Raw genomic sequence first — 12046 nt, 5'->3', positions numbered from 1 at the left:
GCTTTTTTACACTCTTTACAAAGATGTTCACGGTGACCTCTACCACTAAATTTTTCATTAGGCAGAAAGTCCCCACATCCTTTGCAGAAATGGCCTCGTTTCTTACTTCTCACTCATAAAACTCCCCATTAATAGTTATTCAAACCTTACCTACTTAATATTTTATCACCTTCGTAAAACCAATACGCTATTAAGCATATTCATTCAGGAACATAGTTGATAAAGTAGATGAGGGAGAAATAAGTATGATTGTCCCTTGGCACTCTGCAGACTGCCTTTTCGATTCATTCGTTTGCGCCGCGGTCCCAAATTCTTGTTCTTATTTTCCTTCTTCTTCCCCATTACTAATAACCTCAAATCTTTATTCACTATTGCAGCATTGTTCAAACAGATTATCTTTTTCTAGCAAAAGCGAAACTCACTTTTTCCAGTTCATCTATAAATGCCGGACGCCTTTTATTTTTTAGTTTTAGCTCATCAATGATGTCAGTTGGCTGTCCTAGACTACAAGCCTTTCTATATTGTTTTATTATGGAAGCAACGCTTTGATATTGCTTCCGATTAGAAGCAGCTTCTGCTTCCTTTCGGATATATTCAATAAAAAGATTGTTCACCTCATCAGGGTATCTTTCTTCTAAATAGGGATAAAGTTCTGTGATCGTGGATGCCTTGGCTTTACAATATTCAAGAATATGCTCCGTTAAATTTTCTTCTTTTATAATAGAAAGGTATGTGTAAGAACGATTCTTTTGGCTTTGGAACCAGGCAATTATATTTTTTAATTTTACTTGCCATTCATCCGGTGAGTAAAGTCCTTTTAATTCTGCATAATAGTTAAAATCGTCGTGTTGTAAAAACTCTAGTGCTAGTCTTTTTTGTTTATCAATGTCACCCATCAGTTTATACGCTTGATAACGATATTCTTTAAACTTTTTAACAGATCCATTCCACTGGTTTGCTGCCTCTCTTTCCCCATCTAATGCAAGCTGAATGGCTTTGTTATATTCTCCTTTTTGCATTGCTTTTGTAATTGCCTGTTCACGAAAATAGGGGTGAACAATATTTTCTTCAATAAATCGTTCCGCTTTTTCATCCTCATCAAAATTTTCAATTATCTTTAGCTGAAGTTTTTTCAATTCAATTATTTCATAACTCGAACGCCAAGAATCTGTAGATACGGTTTTCATCATTCTTGATAACCGTTCTTCTAATGTTCTGCGCAATTCCTCTGCTGCACAAAAGTGCACACATACCCTTAATAAATCAATACGCCACTCACACCAATCGTCATATCTTTCGTTCATAGCTTCTTTAATCAGCGTCTCAAAAAGCTCTGCTTTTTCATGTAATGGGAATTCATCTATTCCCTCACAAATAGCCCGATCAATCGTTTCAATACTCCAAGATATGACCATTCCAATTGAACCACTTGAATCATCTGCGTATTCTAACATTTCAACCGCATTCGCTAAGACGGTTATTCCTAATAAAACAGCTGTTTTGTAATTTCCTTCATCCGCTTTCGTTCGGGCTTTTTCCAAGACCATATCAGCCCCCTCAAGGGCGTAATCAACCTGATTCCATTCGATATAGCCCTTTCTACTAGCTCGACGTATATATTCTTTAATTAATCGATCACTCGATAAAAGTTCATTTTCACTTTTTGAATAGATAAATAATAGCCTTTTTTCAATATCCGGGCGTTCATCCGCGATTTCAAGAAGGATACGTATAAGTTCCTCTTTATCTAGACTTTGTAGCAGTGAGGGCAAGTCCTGCTTTATTTCCCCTGGTATAGGAACACCCTTCTGCTCGCGAATAGCAAAAAGGACTGCTGCCATATGTTTGCATAATTGATCGTAGTCGTAAGGACAGTCGCACGAAATTTCAGTAACATCCTCATTCTCACTTATAACCACATGTACATTATACATTTCCGTACCGTCGACGCTTGCGACGTAATGATGTCCATCATCTGTTTCAAGACTAGTAATCAATTTACTGTGATAATAATCCAGGCCACGCCCAAGAATATGCTCCTGAAAGTAATTTTCAAAATTTGATAAATGCATCTCATTACACCCCTAGTGAAGATTTATTTCGTTTTTTTCAAACTCTTTGAATCATCGTTTATCATTAAAGAGTTCACAGGCACCAAAGTACCCATGTAATTAAGGAACCGTGGGAAGAGATGAGAAAAGACAATTGATACCTATGAAAATTTACAGGCTTATTTGAAGTTAAGATCATTGTGGTTTATGATATATGAAGGTTCCGATGCACGAACATCGACGTCAGCATCAGTTATTCGCGGTGCTGGTGGCTAATTTAATACTTGCAAGAAATAAGTAACTCACATTACTTTGCGGCCAGGTTATGTTACTTTTTTATAAGTAGATAGAAGTTCTAAGTCGCTTTGTAATAGTCTTATTATAATAATTGGTTACTCTAAGCGTAACTGTTCACAAACTTAACTTCCTGAATTTATATTTACAACAAAATAAGCCCAGTTAACTTTAGCTGGACCATGATAACAGTTATTTGAATTTCACCAGTAAATTATATGCTGCTGACATTTCTGTGTGATGACCATTTAATTTTCTCCAACTTCCATTAGTAACTGGCTAATTAGCTTTTCGGATATCCGAAACTTTTTCGAAACTAACAATTCTATCAGTGGTTTAATTTCATTAATCATTTCTTTTTGTTTCGCAAGTTTTAAAATACCAAAAAGACCTAATGGTTTTAGCATTAATGTTTCAGCAAAATTCCTTGCAGACTTTTCATCAATAATAACAATACTCACACCTAGTTCCTTGGCTCCAACGATTACTTCTAGCTCTCCTTTAATGCAAACGTCCATAAGACTTTACTACAAAACCTTGATCTTTTACTTCATGGACTTTTATTAACCCCTTAGCCACAGCATCTCTTAATTCTTGTTTCCCGATTGCTTGTTCACTACCTTGTTTCACAACTTCATTATAAACTTCTTGTGGAATATAGATATCAAACAGTTCCCACAGAAGATCAAGACGACCAATGATAGATAGCCCAATAATAGGACTAGTATTACAAATCGCTTTCATCTTGTTTTCCTTTACCATCTTCTTTTAGAATAAAATCAATCGTTTCATCATCTTGCTTTTTATGTTCCTCTGTATACTCTGCCCAATGAATATTATGATTAATTAAGATTTGAATAAAATCTGATATGCTTTTACCACCCAGTTCAGCTGCTCGTGCAAGTGTTATTTTTCTCGCAGTAAACAAATACAAGGCTAGTGATATATTAACATCTTCATCAATTGAATTTACATGTGCCCCTTTTAGAAAAGGTATGAATTCAGGATTAATTCCAACTTTTGCTTTTGATTCATCCATAGCCAATGGTACATTCCTCCCTTGAACTCCTTCTATCATTACATTATAACAATTAATGAATACTAACAGAAGAAATCTATTCGTAAAAGTCATAAAGTTACAAAAAAAACAATTAACCATGTTCAAAATAAGACCCATTTAGTTGAAATAACATCTCCGAATTGTATTTCAGGTCGGATTTCAGCTTGGACTAAAATACTATCTATATTAGATAGACGATGAAAATCCCGATCATAATTGGAATTTGACTTAGTATTTCTTACTATACCTGCTTTTTTACACTCTTTACAAAGATGTTCACGGTGACCTCTACCGCTAAATTTTTCATTAGACAGAAAAACCCCACATCCTTTGCAGAAATGGCCTTGTTTCCTACTTTTCACTCATAAAACTGCCCATTAATAGTTATTCAAACCTTACCTAATTATATTTTATCACCTTCGTAAAACCCATACGCTATTAAGCATTACTAATTTTTCTTGTGTAAAATTTGTGTAAAATGATTTAAAAACCTACCTTAGTCAGCCGTCTTCCCACAAAACAAAAAACACCCACAAACATTGATATATCAACATTTGTGAGTGTTTTATCGTTTCTTAAATTAACTCGCTTTTACTTGGAGATACCGGTGGTCGGGGTCGAACCGACACTCCAGAAGGAACACGATTTTGAGTCGTGCAGCGGTTAATTTCGAAAGAGGAACGAACCCCTTTCCGTTGATATATCGTTAATTTGAAGCGTGAAGGACGTCACACTATTCGTATTAGTTCATATTATTCGTATTTTGCACTTATAAAACGTTGAACGTTTGTCGTGCGAATCAATTATAATGCAATATTAAACGATTAGCGCCGTTTATGTCAACACATAAACCAAAATCGAACAGCAACATACACTGTCCCGAAGATAATTGGTTTATAATGTGATTCTCCTACACCTATTTTATGCCTTATTTAGCCGAGATTTTTCGTAGCAAAGTTTTCTTCAACTACAAAAAAGACGTCCCACGTAGAACGTCCCTTAATCACGATGATTTTACTGTTATGAGTGTGAAATTTCAAATAACATAATATTTTTTATACCCATATTTTCTAAAAAACTAAATGTTTGAATCATGTCTAACTTTACAATAGTGCTTATTTTTTTCACAAGCAATACATTGTCTCGTTTCAAAATATGGTCTGTGAATGCAAGGATTACCCCTATGTTATTTTCATCGAAATTCTCCTGGGTTTTACCTTTAATTTTTTCTAAAGCACTTAATCGAAATTTCTGATCTTTATAATACAATTCCATTGAATTTCTCGCTTGGGCAAATAATTCCCGTAAAGAAGTCCCCAAGCCTCTTTTTACAAATATAAACAAACTATTTTCTGTTCTAAAATCTACTATATCACACGCTTCCGCTTTATCTTGACCTCTGATATAGATATGATCTCTATGCATTTGTACGAGGTCTTTTGTCCCGCATACTTTTTCGATATAAGAATCTTCAGTTTCCAACTTTTCATTCGAGTGATTCCATTTGTGTAAATCGAACCCTTCTACAATATAGTTATCTAAAATTTCCGCTACTTGCTCATTGGCGATTTCAATTAAATCTTTACTTACTTCAAACCATTTTTGGTCTATTAAACAATAATTTTTGTCATTATCAACAGTATCAACCATCAAAAAGACTTTAAGCTTATCTGTATATTTAATTCCACCGTCACTATCTTGACCAGTAATAGTTATTTGATTTAAAAGCCTTTCGTCAAACTCCTCGATACCTATATCCATTAAGAAGTCAAAAATTGCTTCTAAGTTTATATCAGTCAGTCTAATCACATTTGATTTATATGTAATTACATAATAATCAGTTAGGATAAATTCCCTTACATCTGAATAGGAAATAATTATATTTGATTCAAGGGAATCGTATATTTTTTCTCTATATCCTTTATATAACATAATTAGGTTATTATTTAATTTTGCCCATAATTTCGTTAAGTCTTCCTTGTTCTTGACCTCGGAAAATCCTTTATATAAACGGAACTTATCTTCCCTTTTGGATATTTCATCTAAACTTACAAGTACTATATCAAGTTGGTCTAAAGTTAATGCACGATTTATTGTAAAAGAAGACTTCCCTTGCAAACGAATCTTAAACTTTCCGGTAATTTCAATCCCCAATTCATCTTTTAAATCAGTATCATTGATTTCTCCAAGAATTTCTTTAGAAATCTTCCCCCAATTAGTAGTATCAAACTCATAATTATAATACTCCTTGTAGACACTTTCTTCCTGTACCGTTTTTCCAGCTAAAGGCTTCTGCTTTATATACTTAATACGATTTGGTTCAATTATTTTACTCATAAGGTCTAAGCCGAAATCAGTAAAGATTGAATTTTGTATTACGTAATAACCGATTCCCCCGGTAAACGCATATGTATTTTCTTCAATAGTCCTTAATAAAACAAAAGAAGAAGTTTCGTTTGATGCATCTATGTTTTTGGGGTCTTCCGCTACTTGAGTAAGAATTCTTTCCCATTTTGCTTTGTTTACCTTTTTAGCCATAAAAAGTTTAAAGTTTGGATCTTTACAGGTTACTTCTTCAAACCCTTTATCCTTTAAAGATTTTATACAAGCAATTATGTCTTTAATTTTATAAATCGCAAATTTATGTTTTATATCTCTCATTATAATTCGCCCCAAGTTATTTAGAAGATAAACATATAATACCATAAATCTTCAAATTTTTTACAATACTATTACAAATACTTTATTTATTTATTTGAATATTAATATTTTCATAAATATTATCAAAAATCAAAACAAAGTGACGACCTCTTAAAAGGAAGTCACTTTTCGATATTTTTTATTCAATACGCCTTTCATTGGACTTTCTATTTCGAAATATATTGGGATTCCATTTCACGAACAATCATAACGGGCAATTTTACGATTTGTGCTATCTTGAAAATATTGTTCGGCATATCATTCCGAAGCATAGCCGCCGCCTTTTCCTTTCGTGATTCGAATTCATTCCAAATACTTTCGTCCCAATGTTCGCCCCTTGTTGCGTGAACTTCGAAATCAATTCCGTTCGTTATCTGTTCTGTAATATCAAAAAAGTGATGCATTTTATTCTGCACCGCCATTTATTACTTTTAGTTCCCGTTCAATCGCTTGTAATTCTTCGTTGATATCTTCGTCACTCATTTCTAAAAGACGCTGGTTATTGATTGTTGTTGTTTGATTAATTTCACGGCGTTCAACAAGAAGACCAAGCATTTTGACCGCCAATTCAATCGAACGGAAATCGCCCTTCTTGATATTCCTTTTTAACGCTTGCATAATATCGGGAATCTCGGATTCTAGTTCTTGAATCGCTAGTTCACGAACTGCCTGCTTGATATGCTGCTTTTGACGATAGCGATACAATTGACGTTCACTTATTCCGCAAGCGGCGGCAATTTCTTCGTAAGTTCTGCTGTTTCTATTGGCAAGTTCAACAACAATCTTGGCCTCAAGTTCAGTTAAACCTTCGAAAATATCCAAATTATTCACCTCCTAACGCTGCAACAATAGAACGTAATATTTGAAATTGTTTCCGAATTTCTTCATTTGTCGTTTCCTTCAAAGGCTTTTTACTTCGTACCTTTTCGAACTTCGCCAAAAGTAAATTTGCCCGACGTTGTTCCAATTCTTCCGCTTTTGAAAGAACGGGCTTTGGCTTCGGATTCCTTCGTTCAAGTTCTTCTTCAAGTTGCCGACGCTTTTCCCACGTTTCAATGAATGCCTGTTCTTCCCTCCAATTTAATTTTGTTGTATCAATCCCGTAAAGCATAATACTTAATTTAGAAAGTAGTTTGTCAGTTTCTTCCCAACGTTGTAAATCTTCACTTCCAGGCATTCCGATCACCCCCGTTTGATAGAATGCCAATTTCTACACGAAAAGACGAAAAAATAGGCGTAACAAACAAAGACGGCGACAATCATTTTTAATTGTCACCGCCGTTCAACCGCTGAAATTCCGCTTGTAGTTCCGCCATTTGCTTCGCTAACAGCTTGAAATCTTCGCTATGAGTAGAAATATATTCTTCTTGTTCCTTTTTCGCTTCATGATAAGGCTTCATATAGTCATTGACCGCCTTTTGACGTTCTTTTTGCTTGGCGTCTTCTTTACGCTTTAATTCCGCCATTCCTAACATTAAAAGTTGAATTCCATTCAAGGAAGACGGGTCTTTTCGATATTGTTCCCGCAAATATTCGACCGAGTCGGTAGGCGTTTCTTCTTTAATAGGATTTCGCTTGTTATAGCCGTCAATAATATCGTCAAGCGGCTGCCGTTTGGCTTTTTCATAACGTAAATTGTCAAATTCGTTTAGTTTCATAGTTTATAACCCCCGTTATTTCGTTTTTTATATCGGTTTAGGTTTTCCAATGCAATTTCAAGGTGCTTCGGACGTGCTTTGTTTACTTCGGAAGGGGTCACGCCGACAAACTCGGAAATTTCTTCGGCGGATTTCCCTTCGCCTTTCATTGAAAGAATTTTTTCTAACGTTTTGACTTGATAATCCAATTGTTTCACGAAGTATTCAAAAGCCGTCATTTTTCCTTTAATCAATTCGAATCACCTACCCAATACGGTAAGATTCCTTTCTTTACTGCGGCTTCTTGCGTTTCCTTCGACAAACCAATTGCCGTTGATTCTTCGATTGTTGAACCGTACAATCCAATCATGATTTGTTCGGGATAGATTGACGGAATATTTACGCCGCCTTGTATTTCCCTTTCGCCAAGTTCTCGCATTATAGCGTTATAATCGTCATTTGCTGTGTCTATTTTCTTCGCTGCTTGCCCAATCTTCGCTAATGACTTGACGTAAATTTCACGGGCTTTTAACGCCTCTTGAACCGCTTTATTTACTTCGGCTTGAACCGTTTCGACCTGTTTTTGTCGCCATTCACGAACCAACGGAACGGAATCCATAACAACAGATTTACGAACGGCTTTCACCCGCTGGATTAGTTCGTCAATTTCCTTGATTTCATTTTTCTTCGCTTCAAGAAGTTCCTTTGCTTTTTCAACGTCTTGTTCGTCAACATCCCCGAGTGCATATGATTCAATAGTTTTTTCGATTGCTTCAAGGATCTCATTCATTTCGCTTTGAACGGCTGCCTTCTTATCTTCAAGTTCCTTGATACGTTCATTGACCTTCGTTAATTTCTCATTTTCAAATAGTATCATTTTTCGATTCCCCCAATGTGTTTAATTTTCAATAATTTGAACAAATGCCTTTGCCTGTTCTTCGCTTATTCCAACAAGTTCAAGGAATTGCTTCGTTTTTGTTGCCGAAAGTTTTCGCCTTCCAGTTTCGCAGTTTGAAATATATTGCTTTGTGACGTTCAAATTTTTCGCAACTTCGACCGCCTTGAGGTTTTTGGATAGACGAATCATCTTTAACGCTTTACCGTAAAGTTGAAAATCGCTTCTCATGAATTGACCCCCACTATAAAATTGTGATTGTTATATTAGTAAACTTGAAAGACCAAAAAATAAAAGACGCTATTCCAGCGTCCCAATTAAAGAAGTTGAACGTATGCAACACGAAAAGCCCGTCTTAGTTAAACTACAAAAGAGGTGTTTCCAGCCCAACTAACGCAACAAGAAAGGCGACTGGCAAACCTTCCTGTAATACAAGTAAACAAAACGCCTTCCCGACAAGTATCTTTTTGAAAAAATTTTTATTTTTTTTCAATGCCGTGAAGTATCCGTTTCAAGGTTTCAATTGCCCGAAGTTCTTCGTCAGTTATGTTAAAGCGATAAAGAATCCTTTGTTCCAATCGCTTTGAAATCGCCAATTTGCCCGATTCGATTGCGGATATTGCTTGACGTGAAACGCCGACTTCCATTCCGAATTCCTCTTGATTAATTCCAAGATTGACCCGTAAGATTCTAACGAAATAACCGTCCATAACCGCACCCCCGAACGCTAGAAATTTGCTACTTAAACGACAAAAAAATAATCCCGCCAATAAGACGGGAATATAAGAACGGCAAATCAACAAAGTTGCCGCAATATAGGGGAATCATTCGAAAATGAATGTTAATATGAAACGTTGGTCTTATCGCCTTATTCGTAATTTAATACGACAATATGAATTCGTTATTATCGTTAATCTTGGCGATATAAACGTATATAACGTTTTATAACTCGAATATCTTTGTCGTTATTATTAATTGTCTTTGTCACTTTGTTCCAAAGCCAAGCAAGCTATGCTTGCAAGACTTCATGAGTAACAATGTTAATTGTTACGAATGAAGACTTTTTACTTGATTCGAAGTATTGTTATCGAAGATTCGTTGAATCTTAACGTAATACTAACGTTATAGCGTTATTCAATAATTAATATAGCTGCCGGAATCGTTAACAAGGTCGTTCACAAAATTTTAACATTTAAGTAACACTTGTAACATTTTTGTAATATATTGAACGACTGTTTGACGATTTTAAGCATAGGCAGCACCCGTCCGCCCCGCTTGTGACGTCATGACAATTTTGTCACTACCTACGTTTGTAACGATACGGGGACAATGTTCAACTTCATAAACAAAAAAAAATACCCGCCCCATAGGTTAGAATTTAGGACGGGTTTCGTTCTTCCGCTAGGGGTGAACGATTGCTTGAAGATGTTGGCAATATTATAACAAATTTTTGTCGTCAATTTAAAGTAATTTCGATAACATTTCCTTCTTTAAAATCGTCGTCCCAAGTAATAACGACTTCCCAAGGCGGTGCGGTATTTCCAGCGATAATCATTACAGTTTTAATTGTGTGACCTGCGTTTATAGTCGAAGGAATAACGTCCATAAGTGGGGTAACTAATCGTTTAGAACCGTCGCCTTTCCTATCGTAATTGTAAAATTCTACTTTGACGTTCCTTGCTTCTGCTTCGCCAATATTACGAATGATAAATTTGTCTTGCATTCGTTTTGAACCCATTTCTTTGGTTCGCTCAATCGAGAATTTCGCTTTCTTTTTTGCTTCAAGCCGTTCCTTTTCTTTGCGTTTTGTGATTGTAGTTCTTTGATGGTTGAGGATCAAAGCGTAAATTCCCGAGATAGAACCGACAACCGATAACGCAAAACTAACCCATTGAATCCACGTAGGCAAATCGAATTCCCCCTTATGTAAAATTATGTATCTATCTATTTCGATTCTATCAAACAGTGAAAAGCGTGTCATTTCTTGTCCGTTTGCTGCCCGTACTTTTCGAAATTATTGCGTATATTTTCTGAACGCCTTCTTCCGTTGAAAAAAGGGGGTAGTGGGGCGGTGGTAGGGGTTGAATATTTCCGAACTTTTACACGCAAATATTATTTATTGTTCTTCATTTAATAGGGCTTTGTAGCTACCTAAATGGTTTCATATCTTATAAGTATTGACACCGATTTAACAACGTAATAAAATTAAGGTATCCAACGGTGTCATAACTTAGTATCAAAAGTAATAGGGGGAATTGTAATGAAGTACGGATATGCAAGAGTTTCAACAATCGCCCAAGACTTGGAAGCACAACTTCAAGCGTTGGAAGCGGAAGGTTGCGACAAAATATATAAAGAGAAATTTACGGGAACAACGAAGAAGCGTCCAGAATTCGAATCTTTACTTGAAGTATTATCGCAAGGTGACACGCTTGTTATTACGAAATTAGACCGCTTTGCAAGGTCGGCAATCGACGCAATGACAACAATCAAAGAACTATTCGATCGTGGCGTAAAGGTACACGTTTTGAATATGGGAATTGTCGAAGATACGCCAACGGGACGATTAATCTTCAACGTTATGAGTTCATTCGCCGAATTCGAAAGGGATATGATTGTAACAAGGACGCAAGAAGGCAAAGCAATAGCGAAGCAGCGGGAAGACTTTCGAGAAGGAAGACCGAAGAAATTCACGAAGAAACAAATCGAACATGCCCTTTTATTGTTGGACGAAGGGCATTCATACAAGGAAGTTAGCGAAACCACGGGAATATCGAAATCAACGTTAATAAGGGCGAAGAATAAAGTAAAGGCGGCGAAATAAATCGTCGTCTTTTTTGTGTGTCTTATCGAATAAAATCGCCATGCCCTTCGAATCCTTGTCGTTGCTGGGAATGTTCGTGTTTAGCTTGTTGAATTTTTCGGACGCTTTGGGACGTAAAAAGGGCTTCCAGCGGGTTTTTGAAGTGTTAATTCCGGCGTTATTCTGCCGATTTCAGCGAATTCGAACGTTCCCCTATTTCTAACCCTTCGAAGCTAAAACGAAGCCCACAACGCCAAAAACGAGCCCCCTTCCGCATATTTTTTTCCCTTTGATAGCTATTCGAAACTTGATTGTTATTATTAAACGTCATTCGAAGGGAATGCAGCGCCAAAAAAGGACGCTACACGATGAACCCCCTCCATACATTTGTTTAACTCGGTTAATTTGCTGTTATTGTTTTTCTCCTTTAATTAAATGAATTGCGATTCCAATTCTTTATTTAATTCATTCAAGTAACCACTTGAATATTAGTTGAGAAAAGGGTTATAATACATTCAAGTAAATATTTGAATGAGAATGAGGTGAGAAAATGAAGAAGAAGGATACTTGTGAGATTTATTGTTATGACGAAGAAAAGGTCAATCG

15 protein-coding genes are annotated in these 12046 nt (G+C 35.9%); 1 reads left to right on the top strand and 14 read right to left on the bottom strand.

The annotated features are described in order from the left end of the window. Positions 1 to 392: 392 nt before the first annotated feature. The 14 genes from ADJ83_RS11145 to ADJ83_RS11080 form a co-directional block, all read right to left on the bottom strand. The gene (locus ADJ83_RS11145) at positions 393 to 2072 is read right to left on the bottom strand and encodes an SWIM zinc finger family protein (protein WP_031536484.1); all 1680 of its coding nucleotides are present in this window, start codon (positions 2070 to 2072) and stop codon (positions 393 to 395) included. Between the two features lie 521 nt (positions 2073 to 2593). Further along, a complete protein-coding gene (locus tag ADJ83_RS26210; RefSeq protein ID WP_202908298.1) occupies positions 2594 to 2863 on the bottom strand; it encodes a DUF3368 domain-containing protein in 270 nt (89 codons plus the stop codon). Further along, positions 2847 to 3089, bottom strand: coding sequence for a hypothetical protein (locus ADJ83_RS26205; RefSeq protein WP_031536486.1), 243 nt, complete (start codon positions 3087 to 3089; stop codon positions 2847 to 2849). Before ADJ83_RS26205 ends, ADJ83_RS26210 begins: the two co-directional genes overlap by 17 nt. Beyond that, complete coding sequence (locus ADJ83_RS11135; RefSeq protein WP_031536487.1) at positions 3073 to 3384, bottom strand: UPF0175 family protein; 312 nt, start codon at positions 3382 to 3384, stop codon at positions 3073 to 3075. The genes ADJ83_RS26205 and ADJ83_RS11135 overlap by 17 nt, the downstream gene beginning before the upstream one ends. Positions 3385 to 4425: 1041 nt before the next feature. Further along, a complete protein-coding gene (locus ADJ83_RS11125) occupies positions 4426 to 6066 on the bottom strand; it encodes a DUF6119 family protein (protein WP_031536489.1) in 1641 nt (546 codons plus the stop codon). A gap of 206 nt (positions 6067 to 6272) precedes the next feature. Continuing rightward, positions 6273 to 6509, bottom strand: coding sequence for a hypothetical protein (locus tag ADJ83_RS11120; RefSeq protein WP_031536490.1), 237 nt, complete (start codon positions 6507 to 6509; stop codon positions 6273 to 6275). 1 nt (position 6510) lies between these two features. Then, the gene (locus tag ADJ83_RS11115; RefSeq protein WP_031536491.1) at positions 6511 to 6927 is read right to left on the bottom strand and encodes a phBC6A51 family helix-turn-helix protein; all 417 of its coding nucleotides are present in this window, start codon (positions 6925 to 6927) and stop codon (positions 6511 to 6513) included. A gap of 1 nt (position 6928) precedes the next feature. Next, the gene (locus ADJ83_RS11110; protein WP_031536492.1) at positions 6929 to 7282 is read right to left on the bottom strand and encodes a hypothetical protein; all 354 of its coding nucleotides are present in this window, start codon (positions 7280 to 7282) and stop codon (positions 6929 to 6931) included. Between the two features lie 88 nt (positions 7283 to 7370). Beyond that, positions 7371 to 7763, bottom strand: coding sequence for a hypothetical protein (locus ADJ83_RS11105; protein ID WP_031536493.1), 393 nt, complete (start codon positions 7761 to 7763; stop codon positions 7371 to 7373). Further along, the gene (locus ADJ83_RS11100; protein ID WP_031536494.1) at positions 7760 to 7996 is read right to left on the bottom strand and encodes a hypothetical protein; all 237 of its coding nucleotides are present in this window, start codon (positions 7994 to 7996) and stop codon (positions 7760 to 7762) included. Before ADJ83_RS11100 ends, ADJ83_RS11105 begins: the two co-directional genes overlap by 4 nt. Continuing rightward, positions 7993 to 8532 carry a hypothetical protein gene (locus ADJ83_RS11095; protein ID WP_152910815.1) on the bottom strand — a complete coding sequence of 180 codons (540 nt, stop codon included), beginning with the start codon at positions 8530 to 8532 and terminating at the stop codon, positions 7993 to 7995. The genes ADJ83_RS11100 and ADJ83_RS11095 overlap by 4 nt, the downstream gene beginning before the upstream one ends. Positions 8533 to 8640: 108 nt before the next feature. After that, positions 8641 to 8868 carry a helix-turn-helix domain-containing protein gene (locus ADJ83_RS11090; protein ID WP_031536496.1) on the bottom strand — a complete coding sequence of 76 codons (228 nt, stop codon included), beginning with the start codon at positions 8866 to 8868 and terminating at the stop codon, positions 8641 to 8643. 248 nt (positions 8869 to 9116) lie between these two features. Further along, positions 9117 to 9347: a helix-turn-helix transcriptional regulator gene (locus ADJ83_RS11085; RefSeq protein ID WP_031536497.1), complete on the bottom strand. Its 231-nt coding sequence runs from the start codon at positions 9345 to 9347 to the stop codon at positions 9117 to 9119. A gap of 746 nt (positions 9348 to 10093) precedes the next feature. Next, positions 10094 to 10546, bottom strand: coding sequence for a hypothetical protein (locus ADJ83_RS11080; RefSeq protein WP_031536498.1), 453 nt, complete (start codon positions 10544 to 10546; stop codon positions 10094 to 10096). A gap of 351 nt (positions 10547 to 10897) precedes the next feature. Here ADJ83_RS11080 and ADJ83_RS11075 point away from each other — a divergent pair, with 351 nt between their 5' ends. Beyond that, positions 10898 to 11461, top strand: coding sequence for a recombinase family protein (locus ADJ83_RS11075; RefSeq protein ID WP_031536499.1), 564 nt, complete (start codon positions 10898 to 10900; stop codon positions 11459 to 11461). Positions 11462 to 12046 lie beyond the last annotated feature (585 nt).

Source organism: Bacillus sp. 522_BSPC, assembly GCF_001076885.1.
In the GTDB taxonomy this organism is placed as follows: domain Bacteria; phylum Bacillota; class Bacilli; order Bacillales; family Cytobacillaceae; genus Niallia; species Niallia hominis.
The sequence above is the reverse complement of the archived record's forward strand: the minus strand, read 5'-3'. Positions and strand labels throughout refer to the sequence as shown.

Excerpts from the sequence above, each read along its gene's own strand:
- ADJ83_RS11145 (WP_031536484.1), bottom strand. The coding sequence starts at position 2,072 with ATGCATTTATCAAATTTTGAAAATTACTTTCAGGAGCATATTCTTGGG.
- ADJ83_RS26210 (WP_202908298.1), bottom strand. The coding sequence starts at position 2,863 with ATGGACGTTTGCATTAAAGGAGAGCTAGAAGTAATCGTTGGAGCCAAG.
- ADJ83_RS26205 (WP_031536486.1), bottom strand. The coding sequence starts at position 3,089 with ATGAAAGCGATTTGTAATACTAGTCCTATTATTGGGCTATCTATCATT.
- ADJ83_RS11135 (WP_031536487.1), bottom strand. The coding sequence starts at position 3,384 with ATGGATGAATCAAAAGCAAAAGTTGGAATTAATCCTGAATTCATACCT.
- ADJ83_RS11125 (WP_031536489.1), bottom strand. The coding sequence starts at position 6,066 with ATGAGAGATATAAAACATAAATTTGCGATTTATAAAATTAAAGACATA.
- ADJ83_RS11120 (WP_031536490.1), bottom strand. The coding sequence starts at position 6,509 with ATGCATCACTTTTTTGATATTACAGAACAGATAACGAACGGAATTGAT.
- ADJ83_RS11110 (WP_031536492.1), bottom strand. The coding sequence starts at position 7,282 with ATGCCTGGAAGTGAAGATTTACAACGTTGGGAAGAAACTGACAAACTA.
- ADJ83_RS11105 (WP_031536493.1), bottom strand. The coding sequence starts at position 7,763 with ATGAAACTAAACGAATTTGACAATTTACGTTATGAAAAAGCCAAACGG.
- ADJ83_RS11095 (WP_152910815.1), bottom strand. The coding sequence starts at position 8,532 with ATGAATGAGATCCTTGAAGCAATCGAAAAAACTATTGAATCATATGCA.
- ADJ83_RS11090 (WP_031536496.1), bottom strand. The coding sequence starts at position 8,868 with ATGAGAAGCGATTTTCAACTTTACGGTAAAGCGTTAAAGATGATTCGT.
- ADJ83_RS11085 (WP_031536497.1), bottom strand. The coding sequence starts at position 9,347 with ATGGACGGTTATTTCGTTAGAATCTTACGGGTCAATCTTGGAATTAAT.
- ADJ83_RS11075 (WP_031536499.1), top strand. The coding sequence starts at position 10,898 with ATGAAGTACGGATATGCAAGAGTTTCAACAATCGCCCAAGACTTGGAA.